The organism is Xylanimonas oleitrophica (assembly GCF_003244315.1).
In the GTDB taxonomy this organism is placed as follows: Bacteria; Actinomycetota; Actinomycetes; order Actinomycetales; family Cellulomonadaceae; genus Xylanimonas_A; species Xylanimonas_A oleitrophica.
Map to the genome: position 1 here is coordinate 248705 of NZ_QKWH01000001.1, position 23113 is coordinate 271817.

Below are 23113 nucleotides of genomic sequence, written 5' to 3' on the forward strand. Positions count from 1 at the left end.
ACCACGGGGCGGCGTCCCGTGGGGCGAGGGCAGGGGACGCGGGCGGCGACGGCGCTGACGCGCCGGAGGGAGCATCCCCGTGGTCCGTACCTCTCACAACCCCGTCTCCGGCACCTCCGAGCCCCAGGGCGACAGCCGGCGAACCTTCGTCGTCGACACCTCGGTGCTCCTGTCGGACCCGCGGGCCCTGTACAGGTTCGCCGAGCACGACGTCGTCCTGCCGGTCGTCGTCGTCACCGAGCTCGAGGCCAAGCGTCACCACGCAGAGCTGGGCTACTTCGCCCGCAAGGCCCTGCGGATCCTCGACGAGCTGCGCGTCGAGCACGGACGGCTCGACGCGCCCGTCCCGGTCGGCGACGCGGGCGGCACGCTGCGGGTCGAGCTCAACCACATCGACCCCCAGGTGCTGCCCGCCGGGTTCCGGCTCGGGGACAACGACACCCGGATCCTCGCCGTCGCCGCGAACCTCGCCTCCGAGGGCCTCCAGGTCACCGTGGTCTCCAAGGACCTGCCGATGCGCGTCAAGGCGTCGGCCGTGGGGCTGGACGCCGAGGAGTACCGCGCCGAGCTGGCCGTGGACTCCGGCTGGACGGGCATGTCCGCGATCGACGTCTCCGACGAGCAGATGTCCACGCTGTGGGAGAACGAGCAGCTCGAGATCACCGAGCTCGACCCCGCCGTCGTGGAGGCGGCTTCCCCGCTGCTGGTGCACACCGGCCTGGTGGTCCACTCCCCGCGCGGCTCGGCCCTGGGCCGGGTCACCGCCGACAAGAAGGTGCGGCTCGTGCGCGGCGACCAGGAGCTGTTCGGCGTGCACGGCCGCTCCGCCGAGCAGCGGGTGGCGATCGACCTGCTGCTCGACGACGAGATCGGCATCGTGTCGCTCGGGGGCCGGGCGGGCACGGGCAAGTCCGCGCTCGCCCTGTGCGCGGGCCTGGAAGCGGTGCTCGAGCGCGGTCAGCACCGCAAGATCGTCGTCTTTCGGCCCCTGTACGCGGTGGGGGGCCAGGACCTCGGCTACCTGCCCGGCAGCGAGTCGGAGAAGATGAACCCCTGGGGGCAGGCCGTCTACGACACCCTCGGCGCGCTGGTCGCCCCCGAGGTGGTCGACGAGGTGATCCACCGCGAGATGCTCGAGGTGCTGCCGCTCACCCACATCCGGGGCCGGTCGCTGCACGACGCGTTCGTCATCGTCGACGAGGCGCAGTCGCTCGAGCGCAACGTGCTCCTGACCGTGCTGTCCCGCATCGGGCAGAACTCCCGGGTGGTGCTCACGCACGACGTCGCCCAGCGCGACAACCTGCGGGTGGGCCGTCACGACGGCGTCGCCGCCGTGATCGAGAAGCTCAAGGGTCACCCGCTGTTCGCGCACGTGACCCTGACCCGCTCGGAGCGCTCGCCCATCGCCGCGCTCGTGACCGACATGCTGGAGACGTTCGACCTGTGACGCCGCCGGCCGGCGTACGCCGCCCCCGGACCGCGTGGTCCGGGGGCGGCGTCGTCACCAGGTGGACACCAGGGGCTGAACGGGCGGCGCCGGGGCGTCAGCGCACGGCGAAGCCGGCCCGCAGCAGCACCGCGTCGCGCGACGACGGGCCCACCAGCAGCTCGAAGTCGCCCGGCTCGACGACGCGGGCACCGGTCGCGTCCACGATGGTGCAGTCGGCCACGGGCAGCTCGAGCTCGACCACCCGGCGGGCACCCGGCTCGAGGTCCACCTGCCGGAACGCCTTGAGCTCCTTGTCCGCCCAGCTCGCCGAGGTCACCAGGTCGCTGACGTACAGCTGCACCGTCTCGCGCGCCGGCCGGCGCCCCGTGTTGGTCACGGTGACGCGCGCCCGCACCACCTCGTCGCGACCGACGACGGGGGAGAGCACCTCCAGGTCCGAGTAGGCCACGGTGGTGTAGCTCAGGCCCTCGCCGAACGCGAACGCCGGGCTCTGCGTCAGGTCCGCGTACCGGCTGCCGTGCTGCCCGCGCACCTGGTTGTAGTAGGTGGGCTGCTGTCCCACGTGCCGGGCGAACGAGATCGGCAGGCGGCCGGACGGCTCCACCAGGCCGAGCAGCAGCTCGGCCAGCGCCCGCCCGCCCTGCATGCCGGGGTTGGCGGCCCACACCAGCGCCGCCGCCTCCAGCGCGGCCGGCGGCAGCACCAGCGGCTTGGACGCCAGCAGCACGACGACGAGCGGGGTGCCCGTCTCCCGGCACGCCGCGGACAGCGCCTCCAGCATCGCCACCTGCCCGCCCATCAGCTCGAGCGTCGCGGTGGAGCGACCCTCGCCGACGAGCTCGATGCGGTCACCCACCACGGCCACCACGTGGTCGGCCTCGCGCGCCGCCGCGACCGCCTCGGCGATCAGCCTCTCGTCCGGCGGGCACGGCACCACGACCGGGGGCCGCGGCTGCCCGTCGGGGAACGTGGCCCCCTCCGGGTCCGGCTCGAGCGTGAGGATGTCGGCACCGCGGGCGTGGCTGACCTCCCAGCCCGCCGGCACCAGCTCGCGCAGGCCGTCGAGCACCGTGGTGATCATCTCCCGCGGGTGCCCGTCAGGGATCCAGCCCGCCTGGCCGCTGTTGCCCGCCCAGTCGCCCAGCTGCGTCTGGGCGTCGTCCGCCAGCGGCCCGACGACGGCCACGCGGCGCGGGACCACCGCCTGCCCGTCCGCGGCGACGGCTCGTCCCGCGGGCCCCGCCACGAGGTCGCCGCCCAGCGGCAGCGCCGGCCGGCCGTCCACGGGCTCGTTGCGCAGCAGCACCAGGGACCGGCGCGCCACCTCCAGGTTGAGGTCCTGGTGCGAGCCCACCACCGCGGCGATGCGCTCGCGGGAGGGGCGGCGCCGGTCCTCGAACAGCCCCAGCTCGAACTTGAGCGTGAGGATGCGCTCCACGGCCCGGTCGAGGTCCGCCTCCGCCATGAGCCCCAGGTCGATGGCCTTGAGCGCGCCCTCGAAGAAGTCCGGCGTCGTCATGACCATGTCGTTGCCCGCCTTCACGGCGGCCGCGGCGGCGTGCGCGTGGTCGGGCTGCACCTTCTGCTCCCACACCATGCGGCCGACGTTGTCCCAGTCGGTGACGAGGGTGCCGGTGTAGCCCCACTCGCCGCGCAGCACCTCCGAGAGGAGCCAGTCGTTGACGGTGATGGGCACGCCGTCGGTGGTCTGGTAGCCGAGCATGAACGTGCGGCAGCCCTCCCGGGCGACCCGCTCGAACGGCGGCAGGAACCAGGAGCGCAGCTTGCGCCGGGAGATGTCGGCCTCCGACGCGTCGCGGCCACCCTGCGTCTCCGAGTACCCGGCGAAGTGCTTGGCGGTGGCGAGGATCGCCGTGGGGTCGGTCAGGCCCTGGCCCTGGTAGCCGCGCACGGCGGCCGACGCCAGCTCGCCGATCAGCAGCGGGTCCTCGCCGAACGTCTCGTCCACCCGCCCCCAGCGCAGGTCACGGGCGATGCACAGCACCGGCGAGAACGTCCAGTGGATCCCCGTGGCCGAGACCTCCACGGCTGTGGCCCGGGCCATGCGCTCGACCAGGTCGGCGTCCCACGAGGCGGCCATGCCGAGCTGGGTGGGGAAGATCGTGGCGCCCTCGAAGAACGAGTGGCCGTGGATGCAGTCCTCCCCGATGAGCAGGGGGATGCGCAGCCGGGTGGCGTCGGTGAGGTCGTGCGCCTGCAGCACCCGCTCGGGCGAGGCGTGCAGGATCGAGCCCACCTGACGGCGCAGCACGTGGTCGGCCAGGTCGTCGCGCGCGTCCAGCTGCAGCATCTGACCCACCTTCTCCTCGGCGGTCATGCGGCTGAGCAGGTCGCGCACGCGCTCGGCCACCGGGAGCGCCGGGTCGAGGTAGGGCAGGACGTCCGTCTGGGGTGCGGTCACGGGAGGGGCTCCTCGGTGGGGGAGGGGGTGGAGGTCGGCCGGGCGTCCGCCGTGCCCGCGGCGGGGGCGGCGTCGGCGCGCGTGCCGGCGCGGGCTGCGGGGCGCGCCGCCGGGCGCACGGCCGTCACGGCGCTGGTCGCACGGAGGCCCTTCTTGCGCAGCGCACGGGCACGCTCGCCCGCGGACCGCAGGCGCGGGTTCACGTACTCGTCGATGCCGAAGTTGACGAGCGAGAGCGCGGTGCCGAGCAGGGCGATGGCCAGGCCCGCGGGCACGTACCACCACCAGAAGTCGGGGAACGCGCCGTTCTGCTGGGCCCAGTACAGGATCGTGCCCCAGTTGAGGTTGGTGATCGGGATGACGCCGATGAACGCCAGGGTGGTCAGGCCCAGCACTGCCGCGGTCACCGTGCCCACGAAGGACGACGCGATGATCGCCGTCAGGTTGGGCAGCATCTCCACGGTGATGATCCGCCACAGCGGCTCGCCGTTGGCCCGCGCCGCCTGGACGAAGTCCCGGTTGCGCAGCGACAGCGTCTGGGCGCGCAGCACCCGCCCGCCCCACGCCCACCCGGTCAGCGCCAGCACGGCCGAGACGAGCAGCAGGCTCGGGTTCTCCTGCTGGGAGGCCACGATGATCATCAGCGGCAGGCCCGGCAGCACCAGGAACACGTTGGTCAGCGCCGAGAGTGACTCGCTGCGCCAGCCGCCCACGTAGCCGGCCGTCACGCCCACCACCACGGCGATGATCGTGGCGATCAGGCCCGCGGTGAACCCGACCACGAGCACCCCGCGGGTGCCCAGCACGATCTGGCTGAAGACGTCCTCGCCCATGTGCGTGGTGCCCAGCCAGTGGGCCGCCGAGGGCGGCTGCTTGAGGGCGTCGAAGTCCTTGTCGAGCGGGCCGTAGGGCGCGATGACGTCGCCGAGCGCCGCCAGCAGCACGAAGAACCCGAGGATCGCCAGCCCGGTGATCGACTTGGCGTTGCGGAACATCGCGAACGCGCCCGCGGCGCCGCGCCCGCGGCGTGCGGCCACCGGCGTGGTCGGCTCCGGCGTCGTCGGCGTGCCGCTCTCGGCGGCCTGGGCGAGGGAGGTGGTGGACACGTCATGCCTCCGTCTGGCGCGTGCGCGGGTCGAGCACGGCGTAGGCGACGTCGGCCAGGACGTTCGCCACGAGCACCGTGAGGGTGATGACCAGGAACAGGCCCTGCATCAGCGGGTAGTCCTTGGCCGCGGTGGCGTCGAGCAGCAGCTTGCCGACGCCGGGGTAGGAGAAGACGAGCTCCATGACGAGCGTGCCGCCCACGATGAACCCGAGGGCCAGGGCGAAGCTGGACAGCTGGGGCAGCACCGCGTTGCGCGCCGCGTACCGGGTCAGCACCCGCCGGTTGCTCAGCCCCTTGGCCTGCGCCACCGTGACGTAGTCCTCGTCGAGCACCGTGATCATCATGTTGCGCATCCCCAGCACCCAGCCGCCGAGCGACGCCAGCACGATGGTCAGCGCGGGGAGGGTGCCGTGCCGGATCACCTGGCCCACGAAGTCGAGGGTCAGGGCGGGCACCGCCCCCTTGTCGTAGGCGTGCGAGGCCGGGAACCAGCCCAGCGTGGTGGAGAAGAACGCGATCGCGATCAGGCCCATCCAGAAGTACGGCACCGTGGAGAAGAACGTCGCCACCGGCACCACCACGTCGGCCCGGCTGCCGCGGTTCCACCCGATGAGGGCACCCAGCGACGTGCCGATCACGAAGCTCAGCACCGTGGCGACGCCCACCAGGCCGATCGTCCACGGCAGGGCCACCGCGATGACCTCCGTGACGGGCGCGAGGCCCTTGGAGAACGCGCGGCCCAGGTCGCCCGAGAGCATCAGCACCCAGTAGTCGCCGTACTGCTGCAGCAGCGTCCTGTCGGAGTCCAGACCGAACAGCGTGCGCAGCGACGCCGCAGCCTCCGGGCTGATGCGGCCCTGGTTCCTGGCCATGTACGCGGAGACCGGGTCGCCCTTCATCATCCGCGGCAGGAAGAAGTTGATGGTGATGGCCGCCCAGGCCGTGAACAGGTAGAAGGCGGCGCGGCGCGCGAAGAACCGCACGGTCGTCATCGCCGGGTCCCCTCTCTCGTCTGCGCGAAGTGCTTGTCCGGGTCCGGGGAGGCGGCCAGCAGCGCCTGCGTGTACTCGTGCTGCGGGCGCAGGATGACGTCGTCGGCAGGGCCGCGCTCCACCACCCGCCCGCGGTGCAGCACCACGATCTCGTCGCTGAAGTGCCGGGCCGTGGCCAGGTCGTGCGTGATGTAGAGGACGCCCAGGTCGCGCTCCCGCTGCAGGTCCGCCAGCAGGTTCAGCACCCCCAGCCGGATCGACACGTCGAGCATCGACACCGGCTCGTCGGCCACCAGGAGCGAGGGGCGCGAGGCCAGCGCCCGCGCGATCGCCACCCGCTGCCGCTGCCCGCCGCTCAGCTCGTGCGGCCGGCGGTCCACCGTGGCCGCGGGGTCCAGCCGCACGCGCTCCAGCAGGCGGTGCACCTCCGCCTCGACCTCCTCGGCCGGCACCACGTGGTCCAGCCGCAGCGGCCGCTCCAGGTGGTGACGCACCGTGTGGTACGGGTTCAGCGAGGCGAACGGGTCCTGGAACACCATCCGCACCTGCTGGCGGTAGCGCCGCAGCGCCCGCCCGCGACGGGGGACCGGCGCGCCGTCCAGCAGCACCTGGCCCGACGTCGCCCGCTCCAGCTGGGTGATGATCTTCGCGATCGTCGACTTGCCCGACCCGGACTGGCCCACCAGCGCCACCGTGCGCCCCGACGCGATCGTCACGCTCACGTCGTCGAGCGCCAGCATGTCGCCGGCGCCCCGCACGCGGTAGCGCTTGGTCACGTGCGAGAGCTCGAGCACGCTCATGACGCCACCTCCTCGCTGGTCCCGGCACCGGTGCGCACGAAGTCCCCCCGGTCGCCCGTGAGGCTCGGGAACGAGCCGAGCAGACGGCGCGTGTACTCGTGCTGCGCTCGGTGGTAGATGTCCGACGCCGTGCCCACCTCGACCACCCGCCCGTCCTTCATCACCGCGATGCGGTCGCTGATCTCCAGCAGGAGCGGCAGGTCGTGCGTGATGAGCACGACCGAGAAGCCCAACTCGGCACGCAGCTGCGAGATCTGCTGCAGGATCTCCCGCTGCACCAGCACGTCCAGCGCCGTCGTCGGCTCGTCCATCACCATCAGCTGCGGCCGCAGCGCCAGCGCCATCGCGATCATCACGCGCTGGCGCATGCCGCCCGACAGCTCGTGCGGGTAGGAGCGCAGGCGCTCGCGGCCCACGCCCACCATCTCCAGCAGGTCGCCGCACCGGGCGGTGCGCTCGGCACGGCTCGTCCCCGGACGGTGCGTGGTGAAGACGTCCCCGAGCTGCTCGCCGATCGTCATGACCGGGTTGAGGGCGTTCATCGCCCCCTGGAACACCATCGACACCTTGTCCCAGCGGAAGCGCCGCATCTGCTCGTCCGTCAGGGAGCCGAGGTCCACGTCGGTCCCGGACTCGTCGTGGAACACGGCGGATCCGGAGGTGATCACCGCCGGTGGCCGCAGCAGCCTCTGGATGCCGTACGCCAGCGTCGTCTTGCCGCAGCCGGACTCGCCGGCCAGGCCCAGGATCTCCCCGCGCCGCAGCTCCAGGGAGACGTCCTTGACCGCCTCGACCGGTGGCTCGACGTCGTAGAGCACGCTGAACCCGGACACGGTCAGCACGTTGTCGCTCGTCACGCTCGTTCCTTCGTTCGGCCGTCGCGGCGGCGGCGCGCGCGGGACCAGGCCCTGGGGACCGGGCCTCGTGCGCGCCGCCGCCGCGACGGGGGGAGGGGCCTCAGCTCGCGGGCTCGAGCGAGGTGAGGATCAGCACGGCCGACGGCTGCGTCGGGTCGGGGTTGGCGTACGGGTCGTCCTCGCCCGGCCAGCCCACGTAGCTGCGCGTGTTGAACTCGCCGATGAACGGGCGGGTCCCCACCGGGATCACGGGCACCTGCTCGACGAAGACCTGCTGGACCGTCTCGAGCGCCTGGGCCCGGGCGGCGTCGTCGGTGGCGCCGGCGTACGCGTCGAGCGCGGCCGTGGCCTCCGGGCTGTCGAACCGGCCGAAGTTGTAGTCCGCGGCCTCGCCGAGCGGCTTGAGCCAGCGCCCGTCCATGGTGTCGCTGTACAGGTCGTACGGCGTGGCGCCGGTGTCGGTCCAGTGCAGGATCGCCTGGAAGTCGCCCTCGCCCTTGGCTGCCCACCACGTGTCCGAGTCGGGCGTGTCCACCGTGGCCTGGGCGCCCAGCTCCTTGGCGGAGTCGGCGATGAGGCTGATGCCCGTCACGTAGTCGCTCCAGCCCTGCGGCACCGTGAGCGCGAAGCTCACCGGCTCGCCGTCCGGGTCCACGAGCGACTCGCCCACGCCCGTGTAGCCGGCGTCGGTGAGGATCTTGCGCGCGGCATCCACGTCGACGGCGTAGTCCTGGCCCTGGTAGGCGTCGGTGATGAAGGCGTCACCGGCGGGCGTGGGCAGGCCGGTGACCGAGGTCAGCTCCGGCACCCCGCCCTCGCGGGCGATCTGCTGGTGCTTCTTGCGGTCCACGACCAGGTTCATGGCCTTGCGGAACGCGACGTCGTCGAACGGCTTGGTGGCGGTGTTGACGAACATCGCGTCGATGCCCAGGCCCGCAGCCGCCCAGTAGACGTTGGCCGGGTCCTTGTCGAGATAGGCCGACTGGACGTTCGGGATGAACGCCTGGGCCCAGTCCGCGTCACCGTTGGCCAGGGCGGTGGTCAGCGCCGTGTTGTCGTTGTACGACACGTAGTAGAGGGTCGGCACCGCCAGGTCGCCGCCCCAGTAGTCGTCGCGCGCGGTGAGCTGGACGCTCTGCGAGGAGTACTGGCTGAGCACGTACGGGCCGGTGCCGACCGGGTCGAGGTTCGGGTCGGTGGTGGGGTCGTCGACCGCTTCCCACACGTGCGCCGGGACGATGTGCTTGTGCAGCACCTTGTCCTGCTTGACGTACATGGAGCTGCCGAACGTGATGGTCACCGCGTCGCCGTCGACCGTGACGTCCTGGATGCCCAGGGCCGCGTTGTCGAGCTCGGGCTTCTCCGTCAGGAGGCGGAACGTGAACGCGATGTCCTCGGCCGTGAAGGGTTCGCCGTCGTTCCAGGTGACGCCGTCACGGGCGACGACGGTCAGGGAGGTGTAGTCGTCGTTCCAGGTGAGCTCCTGGGCGAGCCACGGGCGCACCTCGTCGGTGGGGTCCACCAGGTTGACGAACGCCAGGGGCTCGAGGATCGCGTTGATGTACCCGAGCTTCATGGCGGACGAGTCGCCCACCCACGGGTTGTTGGACTCGGTGGCGATGGCGCCGTCGGGCTTGGCGATCGTCAGCGCGGCGCCGGCTCCGCCCGCGCCCTGGGCGGGCTCGCCGCCCGACGCGCCGCCCGAGCAGGCGGCGAGCAGCAGGGCCGCCACCGTTCCGGCGGCGACGGCGGCAGGGATCTTCAACCTCATCGTTGACTCCTCGTGGAGGTGGTGGGCGCTGCACGCGGCGGCGCACCGGGGGTGCTGTGCTGGCCCGGCGCGCGTTCCGGGGGCGTCGATGACCCCGGCGGGACCGCTCCGGACGAGCGATGCGTGCACGTTACAGTCCGGTAAGTAAGTTTGAGAAGACGAGGGACCGGACTTCACCATCACGAATCGGCAACGGACTGCCGCCGGACCTGCCAGAGCCGGGCGTAGACTCGCCGCAGCCTTCCCAGAACAGGACGTGATCGACCGCCATGAGCTCCACGAGGCGAGAGCCGCGCTCGCGGCCCGAGACCCTCGAGCGGCGCCGCGAGATCCTGCGGGCAGCCATGGCCACCTTCGGGGCCAAGGGCTACAACAAGGGCCCGCTGACCGAGATCGCCGAGCAGGTCAACATGACCCACGCCGGGATCCTCCACCACTTCGGGTCCAAGAACCAGCTCCTGCTCGAGGTGCTGCGCTACCGCGACGAGAGCGACGTCGCCGAGCTCGCCGAGCAGCACATCCCCGACGGCGTCGACCTGTTCCGGCACCTGGTGCGCACCGCGTTCCTCAATGCCGACCGTGCCGGCATCGTCCAGGCCTACGCCGTGCTCTCGGCCGAGTCCGTCACCGACGACCACCCCGCCCGCTCGTTCTTCGAGGAGCGCTACCGCACCCTGCGCACCGAGGTGGTCGAGGCGTTCCGCGTTCTCTGCGCCGAACGGGGGGTCGAGGCGCCCGAGACGGTCGAGCGTGCCGCCGCGAGCATCCTCGCGGTGATGGACGGGCTGCAGGTGCAGTGGCTGCTCGACCCCACGGCCGTGGACCTCGGCGAGGCCAGCGCGTTCGCCATCGAGGCGATCGTGGCCCAGGTGCTCGACCCCCGAGCGACCCCCGTCGGCGACACCGCCGCGGACGAGGGCCCCGGCGCGGACGCCCCCACGGGGCAGGGCGCCACGACCTGAGCCGGCCTGAGCCGGCCTGAGCCGGCCTGAGCCGGCCTGAGCCGGCACTGCCCCTGCGCCCGCACGCCTCTCCTGCGAGCGGCGCTGCCCTCAGTCGGCGCTGCCCTCAGTCGGCGCGGTTCTCGGTCGACGCTGCCTTCGGGTGGCGCTGTCGGCGGCGGTGCCAGGGCCGGACGGCGGCCCGCCGTCGCCCGTACCGGTGCACCAGCAGCACGGCCAGCAGGCCCGCCCCGGCCCCGACGGCGGTGTCGAGCGCCCGGTCCGTGGCCAGCGAGGCCGGGTCAGCGGGGGCGCCCAGCGCCGTCATGAGCAGCGCCATCGGCGCGATGAGCACCTGCGCCAGCCCGTAGTGGCGCGCCACCACCACCTCGGTGAGGACCTGGCAGGCGACCACCACGGCCGCCGTCGTCCAGAAGCCGAGGTCCGCGGCGAGCAGCGGGTAGGCGACGCCCAGGGCGCCGACGGCGGTGCCCGCTGCGCGCTGCAGCGCGCGGACCGCCATGTGGCGCGCCGTGGTGCCCTGCAGCACGGCGGTGGAACCCATCACCGCCCACGAGGCGTGACCGAGGCCGAGCAGCGTCGAGACGGCCGAGGCAGCGACGCCCCCTGCCGCGACCCGCGCGGTGGCCAGCCGCCATCCCGGGCCGGGCGCCGCCGCGCGGGCCTGGGCACGCAGGGTGGTGCGGGCCGGGAGAGCGGCGCCGGGCGCGGGGCCGGTGCTGTCGCGCAGCAGGGAGCGCATCGTCGCGACGTCGGTGGCCAGCGTCAGTGCGGTGGGGCGCGTGCGGCGCCAGGAGGCGTCGTCGGCGAGCGCGGCGGTGGCGGCGTCGAGGGCGGCCTCGGCGGCGGCGCGGCTGCCGGCGTCGCCGGAGGCGAGGGCGTGGGCGACGGCCGCCCCGGCACGGCGGACGGCGAGCCGTGCGGGCGCCGTCGGGCGCACGAGGGCGCCGGCCATGCAGACGACCCAGGCCAGGAGGGCGCCGAAGGCGCCGGCGAGCGTGCGGGGCGCGACGTCGGCCAGGGCGGGCGCGCCGGCCACGCCGGCACCGGCGCAGAAGACGACGATCGTGGCCCCGGGGGCACCGGTGCGCAGCAGCAGCACCAGGGCGGTGCTCGCCGCGGCCAGCAGCGACATCAGCAGGAAGGTGACGGCGGTGGGGGTTCCGAGGGCGGCGACCACGGTGAAGGCGGCGACGGAGCCGGTCATGAGCACGCCCACGAGCGTGAGGACGGCGGCGCGGCGCCGGTAGGTGTCGTGGCGCCCGTACAGCGACGTCAGGGCGCCCAGGGCTGCGAACGCGGCGGCCTCGCGGTGGCCGGCGAGGGCAGGCACCGTGATGGCGAGGCCCGCCGCCAACCCCACCCGCACCGCGGCGGCAGCCGTGGCGTCGGCCCGGGCGACGCGCAGGGAGTCGCGCAGCAGGGTGGGGTCGAGCAGCTCGCGGGCGGCGGCACGGACGGGGGAGAGCGGGTGGGGCGCAGGGGCTGAGGCTGACATGCTTGCCTCAGTCTACGGTTGCGGGAGGGCTCGCCCCGTCGTCATGACGCCACCGAGCCCGGTCGCCGGCACTCGGACCCCGCCACCCGCAGGACCCGCCACCCGGAGACGCCGCGGGCGGGAGGCCGCCGCACCCCGGAGGGCGCGGCGAGCTCCCGCCCACGAGCAGGACGATCAGGCCTTGGTCGGCGGCTTCGTCATCGACAGCACGTCGAGCGCCTTGTCGAGCTGCTCCTCCGTGACCTCGCCCCGCTCCACGAAGCCCAGCGCGATCACGGCCTCGCGCACCGTGACCCCCTCCTTCACCGAGTGCTTGGCCACCTTGGCCGCGGCCTCGTAGCCGATCACCCGGTTCAGCGGCGTCACGATCGACGGCGACGACTCCGCGAACGCCCGCGCGCGCTCCACGTTCGCCGTGATGCCCGCCACCGTCTTGTCCGCCAGCACCCGCGAGCCGTTGGCCAGCAGGCGGATCGACTCCAGCACGCCCTGCGCGATCACGGGGATCTGCACGTTCAGCTCGAACGAGCCGCTCGCACCCGCCCACGCCACCGTGGCGTCGTTGCCGATCACGCGCGCGCACACCATCAGCACCGCCTCCGGCACCACCGGGTTGACCTTGCCCGGCATGATCGAGCTGCCCGGCTGCAGGTCCGGGATGAAGATCTCGCCCAGCCCCGTGTTCGGGCCCGAGCCCATCCAGCGCAGGTCGTTGTTGATCTTCGTCAGCGACACCGCGATCGTGCGCAGCGCGCCGCTCAGCTCCACCAGGCCGTCACGCGACGACTGCGCCTCGAAGTGGTCGCGCGCCTCCGTCAGCGGCAGGCCCGTGTCCTCGCGCAGCAGCTCGATGACCCGCTGCGGGAACCCGGCCGGCGTGTTGATGCCGGTACCCACCGCGGTACCGCCCAGCGGCACCTCCGCGGCACGAGGCAGCGCGGCCTCGACCCGCTCGATGCCGTAACGGATCGCCGCCGCGTAGCCGCCGAACTCCTGCCCCAGCGTGACCGGGGTCGCGTCCATCAGGTGCGTGCGACCCGACTTCACCACCGTGGCGAACTCGTCCGCCTTGGCCTGCAGCGCGTCCGCCAGGTGCGTCAGCGCCGGCACCAGGTCGTTCACCACACCCGCCGTCGCCGCCACGTGCACCGACGTGGGGAACACGTCGTTCGACGACTGCGAGGCGTTGACGTGGTCGTTCGGGTGCACGTCCTTGCCCAGCGAGCGCGAGGCCAGCGTGGCGAGCACCTCGTTGGTGTTCATGTTCGACGACGTGCCCGAGCCGGTCTGGTAGACGTCCACCGGGAAGTGGGCGTCGTGGCGGCCGCTCGCCACCTCGTCCGCCGCGGCCACGATCGCGTCCGCGACGTCCTGGTCCAGGACGCCCAGCTCGGCGTTCGCCCGGGCCGCGGCCTTCTTGACGCGGGCCAGGGCCTCGATGTGCCCCCGCTCGAGCGGGGTGCCCGAGATCGGGAAGTTCTCGACCGCACGCTGCGTCTGGGCGCGGTACAGGGCGTGGGCCGGGACCCGGACCTCGCCCATCGTGTCGTGCTCGATGCGGTACTCGATCTCGTCGGCGCCCGTGGCGGCGTCGACGACGCTGTCGGAAGTCATGGACCTATCGTGCCGCACACCCGCGCGTGGCTCGAACCCGCGCGAGCGTGCGGCACCGACCGGCCGGGCGAGCGCTCAGACCTGCGGGGCCTCGCCGACCTCGCCGGCCACCTCCACCAGGCGGGCGCTGCCCTCGGCCAGGTCGTACTCGACTCCCACGATCGCCAGGCGCCCCGCCTCCACGCCGTCCCGCAGCGCCGCCGAGTAACCGCGCAGCATCTCCACCGTGTGGCGCACGTGCTCGGTGCGCAGGGTGTCCGGGTCGAACGCGTCGGTGGCCCGGGCACCCGGGCGTGAGGTGATCCCCGCGACCGACGGCATGACGCGGTCCACGACGGCGCGCACGAACCCCGGGGGCTGCTCGCCCGTGGCCAGGGTGTGGGCCGTCGCGGCCACCGCCCCGCACGAGTCGTGCCCCAGCACCACCACCAGCGACGCCCCCAGCACCTCGGTGCCGTACTCGATCGAGCCGATCACGGTGGTGTCCAGCACGTGACCGGCCGTCCGGACCACGAACACGTCGCCCAGGCCCTGGTCGAAGATGATCTCGGCTGCCACCCGCGAGTCGGAGCAGCCGAAGATCACGGTGTGCGGGTGCTGCGCGGCGCGCAGCTCCCGGCGTCGGTCCGCGTTCTGCGACGGGTGGGCAGGCTCACCGGCCACGAACCGGTGGTTGCCCGCCCGCAGCGCGGTCCAGGCCTCGATGGGCGTCGTGGGCGCGGGAGTGGTGGCAGCAGTCATCAGGGTCTTCCTCTCGACGATCAGGGCAGGGCGGCTCGGAAGCGTGGTGTCAGGCGTCCACGTCCTCCCCGAAGCCGCCACCGGCCGCGGTGGTCCCCGCCGTGCCGTCGGACGCCTGCGCGGCGGCGAGCCGCTCGCGCGCGCCGTCGAGCCACTCCTGGCAGCGCGCCGCGAGCGCCTCGCCCCGCTCCCACAGGGCGAGCGAGGTCTCGAGCGCCTCCCCTCCGGCCTCCAGGCGCTGCACCACGAGCAACAGCTCGTCGCGCGCCTGCTCATAGCTCAGCGAGGCGGGGTCGGGCAGGTCGGGCAGGTCGGACCGGGCGGGGCTGGTGTCGCTCACGAGGGACAGTCAACAACACCCCGGGGACAACCTCGGCGTCGATCTCGGCGTCGGCCGCGGTCGTTATCCGTTTGCCCGGGGCGCGCCCGGCCGGAGACCATCACCCGCATGGGACATCTCGAGGTGGCGCACGTCGAGTACGTGCTGCCCGACGGCCGCACGCTCCTCGACGACGTCTCGTTCCGGGTGGGGGAGGGCAGCGCCACCGCGCTGGTCGGCCCCAACGGGGCCGGCAAGACGACGCTGCTGCGCCTGGTCACCGGGGAGCTGGCCCCCGACGCCGGCAGCGTGACCGTCACCGGCGGGCTCGGCGTCATGCCGCAGTTCGTCGGCTCGGTGCGCGACGCGTCCACGGTGCGCGACCTGCTGGTGTCCGTGGCACCCCCGCAGATCCGCGACGCCGCCCGCGCCGTCGACACCGCCGAGCAGGCCGTCATGGAGGTGGACGACGAACCCGCGCAGATGGCCTACGCCCAGGCGCTCGCGGACTGGGCCGACGTCCGCGGCTACGAGGCGGAGACGCTGTGGGACGAGTGCACCGTGGCGGCCCTCGGCGTGCCGTACGAGCGAGCCCAGTGGCGCGAGGTGCGCACCCTGTCCGGCGGCGAGCAGAAGCGGCTCGTCCTGGAGGCCCTGCTGCGCGGCCCCGACGAGGTGCTGCTGCTCGACGAGCCCGACAACTACCTCGACGTGCCCGGCAAGCGCTGGCTGGAGGAGCAGCTGCGGGCCACCCGCAAGACGGTGCTGTTCGTGAGCCACGACCGCGAGCTGCTGGCCCGTGCCGCCGACCGCATCGTCGCGCTCGAACCCGGCCCCACCGGTGCTGACGCCTGGGTGCACGGCGCCTCGTTCGCCACCTTCCACGAGGCGCGGCGGGAGCGGTTCGCCCGCTTCGAGGAGCTGCGCCGCCGGTGGGACGAGAAGCACGCCCAGCTCAAGAAGCTCGTGGTCACCCTGCGTCAGGCGGCCGCCGTCAGCCACGAGATGGCCTCGCGGTACCGCGCCGCCCAGACACGCCTGGCCAAGTTCGAGGAAGCCGGCCCGCCGCCCGAGCCGCCGCGCGACCAGGACATCACGATGCGGCTGCGCGGCGGACGCACCGGTCTGCGCGCCGTGACGTGCGAGGGGCTGGGGCTCACCGGGCTCATGAAGCCGTTCGACCTCGAGGTGTTCTACGGCGAGCGGGTGGCCGTGCTCGGCTCCAACGGCTCCGGCAAGTCCCACTTCCTGCGCCTGCTGGCCGGGGGCGACGTCGCGCACACAGGGACGTGGCGGCTCGGGGCCCGCGTGGTGCCCGGGCACTTCGCCCAGACGCACGCCCACCCCGAGCTGGCGGGGCGCACCCTCGTCGACATCCTCTGGGCCGACCACGCCCTCCAGCTCGGGCCCGCGATGTCCTCGCTGCGGCGATACGAGCTCACCGCGGCGGCCGAGCGCCCCTTCGACCGCCTCTCGGGCGGCCAGCAGGCGCGCTTCCAGATCCTGCAGCTCGAGCTGAGCGGCTGCACCGCGCTGCTGCTCGACGAGCCCACGGACAACCTCGACCTGGAGTCCGCCGAGGCCCTCCAGGAGGGGCTGGAGGCGTTCGAGGGCACCGTGCTGGCCGTCACCCACGACCGCTGGTTCGCCCGGTCGTTCGACAGGTTCCTCGTGTTCGGGTCCGACGGCGTCGTCCGCGAGACGCCGGAACCCGTCTGGGACGAGCGGCGGGTCGAGCGGGCGCGCTGAAGCGTGCGTCCCGGGCCGCGCGAGCCGGGCCGGGCGCGTCCCCCCGCTCAGTCGCCGTCGACGGTGGCTGCCAGCTCGCCGCGCGCCAGGCGCAGGCGCACCCGCGTGCCCGGTCCTGCCTCGTCGGGCTCGCGGACCACGTGGCCGTCCTGGCGCTGCACGACGGCGTAGCCGCGCTCCAGCGTGGACGCAGGGGACAAGGCCCGCACCTGAGCCTCCAGCCGGCCCACCTCGCCGGCGGCGCGCAGCAGCGCCGCGTCGAGGCAGTGGCGTGCCCGGCCCAGCGCATGGGCGACGTCGCGCTCACGCGCCTCGAGCATCGTCTGCGGGCGGGCCAGCACCGGGCGCGAGCGGACGCCGTCGAGCCCCCGCTGCTCACGGTCCAGCATCTCGGTGATCGCCCTGCGCATGCTGCGGCGGCACCGCTCCACGCCCAGGCGCTCCTCAGCGACGTCGGGCACCACCCGCTTGGCCGCGTCCGTGGGGGTCGAGGCACGGTAGTCGGCCACGAGATCGAGCAGCGGCGCGTCCGTCTCGTGCCCGATCGCGGACACCAGCGGCGTGCGCGCTGCTGCGGCAGCGCGCACGAGCGTCTCGTTGCTGAACGGCAGCAGGTCCTCGACCGCGCCGCCGCCGCGCGCCACCACGATGACCTCGACGTCCGCCATCGCGTCCAGCTCGGCGATCGCCTCGCTCACCTCGCGCACCGCGTTCACGCCCTGCACCGCCACCTCGCGGATCTCGAAGCGCACCTGCGGCCACCGGGCACGGGCGTTGACGACGACGTCGTGCTCGGCCTTGGACTCGCGCCCGCACACCAGCCCCACCACACGGGGCAGGAACGGCAGTGGCTTCTTGCGCTCGGCGTCGAACAGGCCCTCGGCCGCCAGCACACGCCGCAGCTGCTCGATGCGTGCCAGCAGCTCGCCCACGCCCACCATGCGTACGTCGGTGGCCCGCATCGACATGCGCCCCGTCTTGACCCAGAACTCGGGCTTGGCCTGCACCACCACGTGGTCGCCCTTCTCCGGCCTCGCCGGCAGCGCGCCCATGATGCGGGTCAGCATGTGCACCGGCAGGGACGCCTCGACGTCGGTGTCGCGCAGCGTCAGGAACTGCATGCCCGACGTCGGCCGGTACGTGTGCTCCACCACCTGGCCCTCGACCCACACGGGCGACATCCGGTCCACGTACCCGCGGATCTTGTCCGCCAGCAGCCGCACCGGCCACGGGCGCTGCGCCGTCGTGTCGGCGGCCTTCTCGGGCAGCGGCTGGGGGGTGGCATCGGGCTGGTCGGTCACGCGCCCAGCATGCCTGACGCCGCCCACAGGCCGGCGACCGGTCCCCGCGAGTGACGGCGTTCACCGAATCTGGACAACTCCGCCCGGGAGCCGGTCACAGCACTCCACCTAGACTGGCCGGGTGACCGTCACGACCAGCGACCCGACCACCGCCACCTCCACGAAGCGTGTGCTGCTGGCCGCCCCGCGCGGCTACTGCGCCGGCGTGGACCGGGCCGTCGTCGCCGTCGAGAAGGCCCTGGACACCTACGGCGCGCCCGTGTACGTGCGCAAGGAGATCGTGCACAACAAGCACGTCGTCGAGACGCTGCGCGAGCGCGGCGCGATCTTCGTCAACGACACCGACGAGGTGCCCGAGGGCGCCCGCCTCGTGTTCTCCGCCCACGGGGTCTCGCCCGCGGTGCGCCAGGCTGCCGCCGCGCGCAGCCTCGACACGATCGACGCGACCTGCCCCCTGGTGACCAAGGTGCACAAGGAGGCCGTGCGGTTCGCCAAGGACGACTACGACATCCTGCTGATCGGCCACACCGGTCACGAGGAGGTCGAGGGCACGGCGGGCGAGGCGCCCGACCACGTCCAGGTGGTGAACTCGCCCGACGAGGTGGACCAGGTGGTGGTGCGCGACCCGGCGAAGGTCGTGTGGATCTCGCAGACCACCCTGTCGGTGGACGAGACCATGGAGACGGTGCGCCGCCTGCGCGAGAAGTTCCCGTCCCTGCAGGACCCGCCGAGCGACGACATCTGCTACGCGACGCAGAACCGCCAGGTCGCGGTCAAGAAGCTCGCCCCGGAGGCCGACGTCGTCATCGTGGTGGGCTCGGCCAACTCCTCGAACTCGGTGCGCCTCGTCGAGGTGGCGCTGCAGGCGGGTGCCGGTTCCGCCTACCGCGTGGACCGTGCCGCGGAGATCGACGACGCCTGGTTGGAGGGCGCCACCACGGTGGGCGTCACCTCGGGCGCGTCCGTCCCGGAGATCCTGGTGCAGGACGTCATCAAGCACCTGGCCGCTCACGGGTTCGGTGAGGTCGAGGAGGTCCGCACGGCCACGGAGGACCTGATGTTCTCCCTGCCGCGCGAGCTGGCTCGTGGCCTCAAGGCTGCCGGTCAGGAGGAGAAGCGGCCGCGCCGCGAGCAGCGCACGTCGCTCCCCGTGACGCCGGTCTGACGTCCGGCCCGGCAGGACTGCGCCGCGCCTGGAGGCGCACCACGGACGACGGCCGCCTCCCCACGATGAGGGAGGCGGCCGTCGTCGTGCTCGGTGCTGCCGGGGCAGGCCGGTTCGCCGCGGCTCGGCCCGCCGCGGCTCAGCCTGCTGCGACCTCGTCGTCGGCGGCGCGATCGGCCGCCTCGTCGAGGGCGCGCTGGTCGGCTGCGACGAGCTGCTCGAGGGTGGCTGTGCGCTCCGTGACAGAGACCGTGTCGATGGCCACGACCCGTTCCTCCTCCGCGGCCAGGAGCTCGGGCTTGGTGATGGGCCGGGGCACCTCCTCGATGCCCTTGACCTCCTCGATGTCGTCCTTCTCGTCCACCACGTCGAGCTCGACCATGCGCCGGGCCGAGGTCAGGACGTTGCGCTCCAGCGAGCCGATCATCGAGTTGTAGCTCTTGGTGGCCGACTCCAGCGCTCGCCCGGTCTTGGTGATGTGGCCGGTCATCGTCACCAGGCGGGAGTAGAGCTCCTTGCCGACGGTGAGGACCTTCTGGGCGTTCTCAGCCAGGGCGTCCTGCCGCCAGGCGTAGGCGACGGTGCGCAGCAGCGCCACCATCGTCATGGGCGTGGCCACGATGACGTTCTTGCGCGCCGCGTACTCCAGCAGGTCGGGCTCGCGCTCGACCGCCGCGGACAAGAACGCCTCGGCAGGCACGAACATCACCACGAACTCGGGCGCGGGGGAGAACTGGTCCCAGTACTTCTTGGCGGCCAGGTCGTCCACGTGCTTGCGCATGTGCCGCACGTGGGCGTCCAGGCGCTGCTGGCGGTAGTCCTCGTCGGTGGCCTGCTGCGCCTCGAGGTAGCCGAGGAACGCGACCTTGGAGTCGACGACGACGCTCTTGCCACCCGCCAGGTGCACCACCATGTCGGGGCGCAGCAGGCCGTCGTCGGTGGAGACCTGTGCCTGCTCGGTGAAGTCGACGCGCTGCAGCATGCCGGCGGCCTCGACGACGCGACGCAGCTGCAGCTCGCCCCAGGCGCCGCGCGTCTGGGAGGAGCGCAGCGCGGTGACGAGGTCGCTGGTCCCCTTGTGCAGCTCGGCGTTGGCCTCGGCCAGCCGGCGCAGGTGCTCCGAGAGCGTGGAGTGGCCCTCGATGCGGGCCTTCTCCGCCTCGGCGACCTCCTCACGCACCTTCTCGACCGCCTTGCTCAGCGGCTCGACCAGCGCCTTGAAGGCCTGCTCGCGCTGGACCAGCACCTCCTCGTTCTTCACCGTGGAGGCCTTGAGGGTCTGCTGCGCCAGCTCCAGGAACTGCTGGGAGTTGGCCGCCAGCGCCTGCCCCGCCACGGACTGGAAGCGCTGCCGCTCCGCCTCCTGGTCCTCCTTGACGGCACGCAGCCGCTGCTCCGACTCCTCCTTGAGGGCCTGTAGGCGCCGCTCGGCGTCGGCGCGGGCCTCGGCGACACGGCGCTCGGCCTCGTCCCGCACGAGGTCGAGCTGCTCGCGCAGGCCGGCGGCCTCGCGGCGCAGCCCCTCGATCTCGGCGTGCCCGCGGGCCAGCTCGATGTCGGCCGAGCGGCGTGCGGCGCCGGACCGGTTGGCGGCCACGAGCCAGCCCACCAGCACGCCCACGGCGAGCGCGCCCAGCAGCAGGCAGATCCAGGTCGTCGTCGTCATGCCCGCAGCGTCCCACGGGGCACCGACACGGAGGTGGGTGCCCGCGCCGCACGGGTGAAACCCGCCCGGGCGCAGGCGCCGCCTGTGGAGGGCTTGGCGAGAGGCAGGGGCGACTGCGTACTGTCACGACTGACACGAGCAGCACCGCCGACCTCACGACGAACAGGTGATCCCCCTGAGCGCCCCTACGCCGGCCGGCCCTCCCGGGCCTGCGACCGCACCCGCCGCACCCGCCGCACCCGCCGCACCCGCCGCCCCGCCTGACCCGTCCGCCGCGCTGAGCCTGCGCGGCCTGTGGAAGCGCTTCGGGCAGAAGATCGCCGTCGCGGGCGTGGACCTCGACGTCCCCGCCGGCTCGTTCTACGGCCTGGTCGGCCCCAACGGGGCGGGCAAGACCACCACCCTGTCGATGGCGACGGGCCTGCTGCGCCCGGACTTCGGCGTCGCCACGGTGCTCGGCACCGACATGTGGGCCGACACCGACGCCGCCAAGCGCCTGCTGGGCGTGCTGCCCGACGGCGTGCGGCTCTTCGACCGTCTCACCGGTGCCCAGCTCATCACCTACGCAGGTCTGCTGCGCGGGCTCGACCGCGAGACGGTCGCGGCGCGCGCCGAGGACCTCCTGGTCGCCATGGACCTGGTCGCCGACCGCGACACCTTCGTCGTCGACTACTCGGCCGGCATGACCAAGAAGGTCGCCCTCGCCGCCGCCCTCATCCACGCGCCGCGCGTGCTCGTGCTCGACGAGCCCTTCGAGGCGGTGGACCCGGTCAGCGCCGCCAACATCCGCGACATCCTGCGCGGGTACGTGGACGACGGCGGCACCGTCGTCGTCTCGAGCCACGTCATGGACCTCGTGCAGCGCATGTGCTCGCACGTCGCCGTCGTGGCGGGCGGGCACGTGCTCGCGGCGGGCACGGTCGACGAGGTGCGGGGCGAGCAGAGCCTCGAGGACCGGTTCGTCGACCTGGTCGGCGGGCGCAAGGACGGGGAGGGCCTGGCGTGGTTGCGCAGCTCGTCCGCCTCAAGCTGACCCTCATGGCCAACACGCTCCGCCGGAGCGTGTGGCAGACCATCGGGATCATCGCCGGCGGGGCCTACGGCCTGTTCCTCGTGGCCCTCGCGGTGGCGGGAGCCGTCGCCGGGGGCACGGTGGACCCGGTCACGACGGGCGCCGTGCTGGTGGTCGTGGGCGCCGTCGTCGTCCTCGCGTGGTGCGTGGTGCCCGTCTTCGCCTACGGCGTGGACGCCACCCTGGACCCGCACCGCTTCGTCACCTACGGCATCCCGCGCCGGTCGCTCCTCGCGGGCCTGACCGTGGCGGGGGTCGTGTCGGTGCCAGGCCTGACGACGGCGCTCGCCGCCCTCGGCGTCGCCTTCGCGTGGTGGCGCAGCCCGGCGGCCCTCGTCGCGGCGCTGGTCGGTGCGGTGCTCGCCGTGGCGCTGTGCGTGGTGGGGTCCCGTGCCGTCACCACGGCGCTGGCGCCCTTGCTGGAGTCTCGCCGCTCGCGCGAGGTGCTGGCGGTCGCGGCGCTCGTGCCCCTCATGCTCGTGGGCCCCGCGTTCGGGTGGTTCGCGCAGCGTGCGAGCGGGTTCGCGGTCGACGGCGACGCGACAGGTCCGGTGCTCCGCGACCTCGCCGCCGTGGTGGCATGGACGCCGCTCGGCGCGCCGTGGGGCTTCGCCGCCGCCGTGCACGACGGCGCGTGGGGCTCGGCGGCGGGCCGGCTCGGCGTCGGGCTGCTCACGCTGGCCCTGGCCGCCGCCGTGTGGGACCGGGCGCTGCGCCGCACGCTGGAGACGCCCAGCACGAGCGGTTCCAGCGGGGCACGGGGCAAGGGGCTCGGGATGCTGGGACGGCTGCCCGCCACACCGACCGGTGCCGTCGCCGCGCGGGCGCTGACCTACTGGCGGCGCGACCCGCGCTACTCGGCGTCCATGGCGGTGATCCCCCTCCTGCCCGTGGTGATGATCTTCGCGGGGCAGGGCGCCGGACCGGGTGCCAGCGTGGTGGTGCTGATGCTGGCGCCGCTCACCGCGTGGGTCCTCGGGTTCAGCATCTCCAACGACATCGCCTACGACCACACGGCGTTCGCGCTGCACGTGGCCACCGGCACCGCCGGGCGGGCGGACCGGTGGGGGCGTGCCCTGCCCGTCCTGCTGATCGGGACGCCGCTCGTGTCGGCCTACGCGGTGGTCTCGACGGCCGTGACCGGCAGCTGGGGCGCGCTGCCGGCGCTGCTCGGCCTGAGCCTGGGCACGCTGGCGCTGTCGACAGGCGTCTCCAGCGCGGTGGCCGTGCGGTGGCTCTACCCGGTGGCCAAGCCGGGGGAGAGCCCGCTCAAGCAGCCGCAGGGCGCGACGGGCGCCACGATGCTCGCCCAGGCGGTGTGCAGCGGCCTGACGCTGCTGCTGTCCGCGCCGGCGCTCACCCTCGCCCTGCTGGCGATGCTCCTGCCCAGCCCGGTGCTCGGGTGGGTCACGCTCGTAGTGGCTCCGGCCCTCGGGGTGCTGGTGCTGGTGCTCGGCGTCCGCTGGGGCGCCGCCACCTATGACCGGCGTGCCCCGGAGCTGCTCCAGCGCGTGCAGTCGTACGCCTGAGAGGGCTCAGGTCTCACGACGGCGGGGCCCGCGCCGTCGTGAGACCCGCGCCGTCGTGGGGCCGGCTGTCGTGGGGTCCGGCCGATGGGTGCGCGGG

18 protein-coding genes are annotated in these 23113 nt (G+C 73.5%); 6 read left to right on the forward strand and 12 right to left on the reverse strand.

The annotated features are described in order from the left end of the window. The first annotated feature begins 79 nt into the window (after window positions 1-79). Window positions 80-1447: an RNA 5'-3' helicase PhoH2 gene (phoH2, locus tag DNL40_RS01195; protein ID WP_245885557.1), complete on the forward strand. Its 1368-nt coding sequence runs from the start codon at window positions 80-82 to the stop codon at window positions 1445-1447. Window positions 1448-1544: 97 nt separating this feature from the next. Here the strand turns inward: phoH2 and DNL40_RS01200 are convergent, their stop codons facing one another. The 6 genes from DNL40_RS01200 to DNL40_RS01225 form a co-directional block, all read right to left on the reverse strand. After that, window positions 1545-3872, reverse strand: a complete 2328-nt coding sequence (locus DNL40_RS01200) for an exo-beta-d-1,3/1,6-glucosidase (protein ID WP_245885558.1) — start codon at window positions 3870-3872, stop codon at window positions 1545-1547. Next, window positions 3869-4978: an ABC transporter permease gene (locus tag DNL40_RS01205; RefSeq protein ID WP_425450741.1), complete on the reverse strand. Its 1110-nt coding sequence runs from the start codon at window positions 4976-4978 to the stop codon at window positions 3869-3871. The genes DNL40_RS01200 and DNL40_RS01205 overlap by 4 nt, the downstream gene beginning before the upstream one ends. A 1-nt stretch (window position 4979) precedes the next feature. Continuing rightward, a complete protein-coding gene (locus DNL40_RS01210) occupies window positions 4980-5972 on the reverse strand; it encodes an ABC transporter permease (protein WP_111249406.1) in 993 nt (330 codons plus the stop codon). Then, window positions 5969-6772: an ABC transporter ATP-binding protein gene (locus tag DNL40_RS01215; protein WP_111249407.1), complete on the reverse strand. Its 804-nt coding sequence runs from the start codon at window positions 6770-6772 to the stop codon at window positions 5969-5971. The genes DNL40_RS01210 and DNL40_RS01215 overlap by 4 nt, the downstream gene beginning before the upstream one ends. Continuing rightward, complete coding sequence (locus DNL40_RS01220; RefSeq protein WP_179950883.1) at window positions 6769-7629, reverse strand: ABC transporter ATP-binding protein; 861 nt, start codon at window positions 7627-7629, stop codon at window positions 6769-6771. The genes DNL40_RS01215 and DNL40_RS01220 overlap by 4 nt, the downstream gene beginning before the upstream one ends. A gap of 100 nt (window positions 7630-7729) precedes the next feature. Then, complete coding sequence (locus DNL40_RS01225; protein WP_111249408.1) at window positions 7730-9400, reverse strand: ABC transporter substrate-binding protein; 1671 nt, start codon at window positions 9398-9400, stop codon at window positions 7730-7732. Between the two features lie 269 nt (window positions 9401-9669). Between DNL40_RS01225 and DNL40_RS01230 the strand changes: the two genes are divergently transcribed. Next, a complete protein-coding gene (locus DNL40_RS01230; RefSeq protein WP_111249409.1) occupies window positions 9670-10362 on the forward strand; it encodes a TetR/AcrR family transcriptional regulator in 693 nt (230 codons plus the stop codon). Window positions 10363-10468: 106 nt separating this feature from the next. Here DNL40_RS01230 and DNL40_RS01235 read toward each other — a convergent pair whose 3' ends face one another. From DNL40_RS01235 to DNL40_RS01250, 4 genes are all read right to left on the reverse strand, one after another. Further along, entirely contained in the window at window positions 10469-11860 is a 1392-nt protein-coding gene (locus DNL40_RS01235; protein WP_111249410.1) for an FUSC family protein, read from the reverse strand. A gap of 174 nt (window positions 11861-12034) precedes the next feature. Continuing rightward, window positions 12035-13474 carry a class II fumarate hydratase gene (locus DNL40_RS01240; RefSeq protein ID WP_111249411.1) on the reverse strand — a complete coding sequence of 480 codons (1440 nt, stop codon included), beginning with the start codon at window positions 13472-13474 and terminating at the stop codon, window positions 12035-12037. Window positions 13475-13549: 75 nt separating this feature from the next. Continuing rightward, window positions 13550-14215, reverse strand: coding sequence for a carbonic anhydrase (locus DNL40_RS01245; protein WP_111249412.1), 666 nt, complete (start codon window positions 14213-14215; stop codon window positions 13550-13552). A 49-nt stretch (window positions 14216-14264) separates the two neighbouring features. After that, a complete protein-coding gene (locus DNL40_RS01250; RefSeq protein WP_425450750.1) occupies window positions 14265-14564 on the reverse strand; it encodes an exodeoxyribonuclease VII small subunit in 300 nt (99 codons plus the stop codon). A gap of 99 nt (window positions 14565-14663) precedes the next feature. Between DNL40_RS01250 and DNL40_RS01255 the strand changes: the two genes are divergently transcribed. After that, window positions 14664-16283 (forward strand): ABC-F family ATP-binding cassette domain-containing protein, encoded by a 1620-nt coding sequence (locus tag DNL40_RS01255; RefSeq protein ID WP_111249414.1) that lies wholly within the window; start codon window positions 14664-14666, stop codon window positions 16281-16283. A 47-nt stretch (window positions 16284-16330) separates the two neighbouring features. Here the strand turns inward: DNL40_RS01255 and xseA are convergent, their stop codons facing one another. Further along, entirely contained in the window at window positions 16331-17584 is a 1254-nt protein-coding gene (gene xseA, locus DNL40_RS01260; protein WP_111249415.1) for an exodeoxyribonuclease VII large subunit, read from the reverse strand. A gap of 121 nt (window positions 17585-17705) precedes the next feature. On the opposite strand from xseA, the gene DNL40_RS01265 reads away from it, so the two are divergent. Then, on the forward strand, window positions 17706-18749 hold the full coding sequence (locus tag DNL40_RS01265) for a 4-hydroxy-3-methylbut-2-enyl diphosphate reductase (protein ID WP_111249416.1): 1044 nt from the start codon (window positions 17706-17708) through the stop codon (window positions 18747-18749). Between the two features lie 139 nt (window positions 18750-18888). Here the strand turns inward: DNL40_RS01265 and DNL40_RS01270 are convergent, their stop codons facing one another. Beyond that, window positions 18889-20415, reverse strand: a complete 1527-nt coding sequence (locus DNL40_RS01270) for a DNA recombination protein RmuC (protein ID WP_111249417.1) — start codon at window positions 20413-20415, stop codon at window positions 18889-18891. A gap of 166 nt (window positions 20416-20581) precedes the next feature. Here DNL40_RS01270 and DNL40_RS01275 point away from each other — a divergent pair, with 166 nt between their 5' ends. Then, window positions 20582-21448 (forward strand): ABC transporter ATP-binding protein, encoded by an 867-nt coding sequence (locus tag DNL40_RS01275; RefSeq protein ID WP_111249418.1) that lies wholly within the window; start codon window positions 20582-20584, stop codon window positions 21446-21448. Then, a complete protein-coding gene (locus tag DNL40_RS01280) occupies window positions 21418-23016 on the forward strand; it encodes a hypothetical protein (RefSeq protein WP_111249419.1) in 1599 nt (532 codons plus the stop codon). The genes DNL40_RS01275 and DNL40_RS01280 overlap by 31 nt, the downstream gene beginning before the upstream one ends. The last annotated feature ends 97 nt before the right edge of the window (window positions 23017-23113 follow it).

Excerpts from the sequence above, each read along its gene's own strand:
- DNL40_RS01255 (WP_111249414.1), top strand. The coding sequence starts at position 14,664 with ATGGGACATCTCGAGGTGGCGCACGTCGAGTACGTGCTGCCCGACGGC.
- DNL40_RS01230 (WP_111249409.1), top strand. The coding sequence starts at position 9,670 with ATGAGCTCCACGAGGCGAGAGCCGCGCTCGCGGCCCGAGACCCTCGAG.
- DNL40_RS01225 (WP_111249408.1), bottom strand. The coding sequence starts at position 9,400 with ATGAGGTTGAAGATCCCTGCCGCCGTCGCCGCCGGAACGGTGGCGGCC.
- DNL40_RS01235 (WP_111249410.1), bottom strand. The coding sequence starts at position 11,860 with ATGTCAGCCTCAGCCCCTGCGCCCCACCCGCTCTCCCCCGTCCGTGCC.
- DNL40_RS01245 (WP_111249412.1), bottom strand. The coding sequence starts at position 14,215 with ATGACTGCTGCCACCACTCCCGCGCCCACGACGCCCATCGAGGCCTGG.
- DNL40_RS01270 (WP_111249417.1), bottom strand. The coding sequence starts at position 20,415 with ATGACGACGACGACCTGGATCTGCCTGCTGCTGGGCGCGCTCGCCGTG.
- DNL40_RS01240 (WP_111249411.1), bottom strand. The coding sequence starts at position 13,474 with ATGACTTCCGACAGCGTCGTCGACGCCGCCACGGGCGCCGACGAGATC.
- DNL40_RS01215 (WP_111249407.1), bottom strand. The coding sequence starts at position 6,772 with ATGAGCGTGCTCGAGCTCTCGCACGTGACCAAGCGCTACCGCGTGCGG.
- DNL40_RS01210 (WP_111249406.1), bottom strand. The coding sequence starts at position 5,972 with ATGACGACCGTGCGGTTCTTCGCGCGCCGCGCCGCCTTCTACCTGTTC.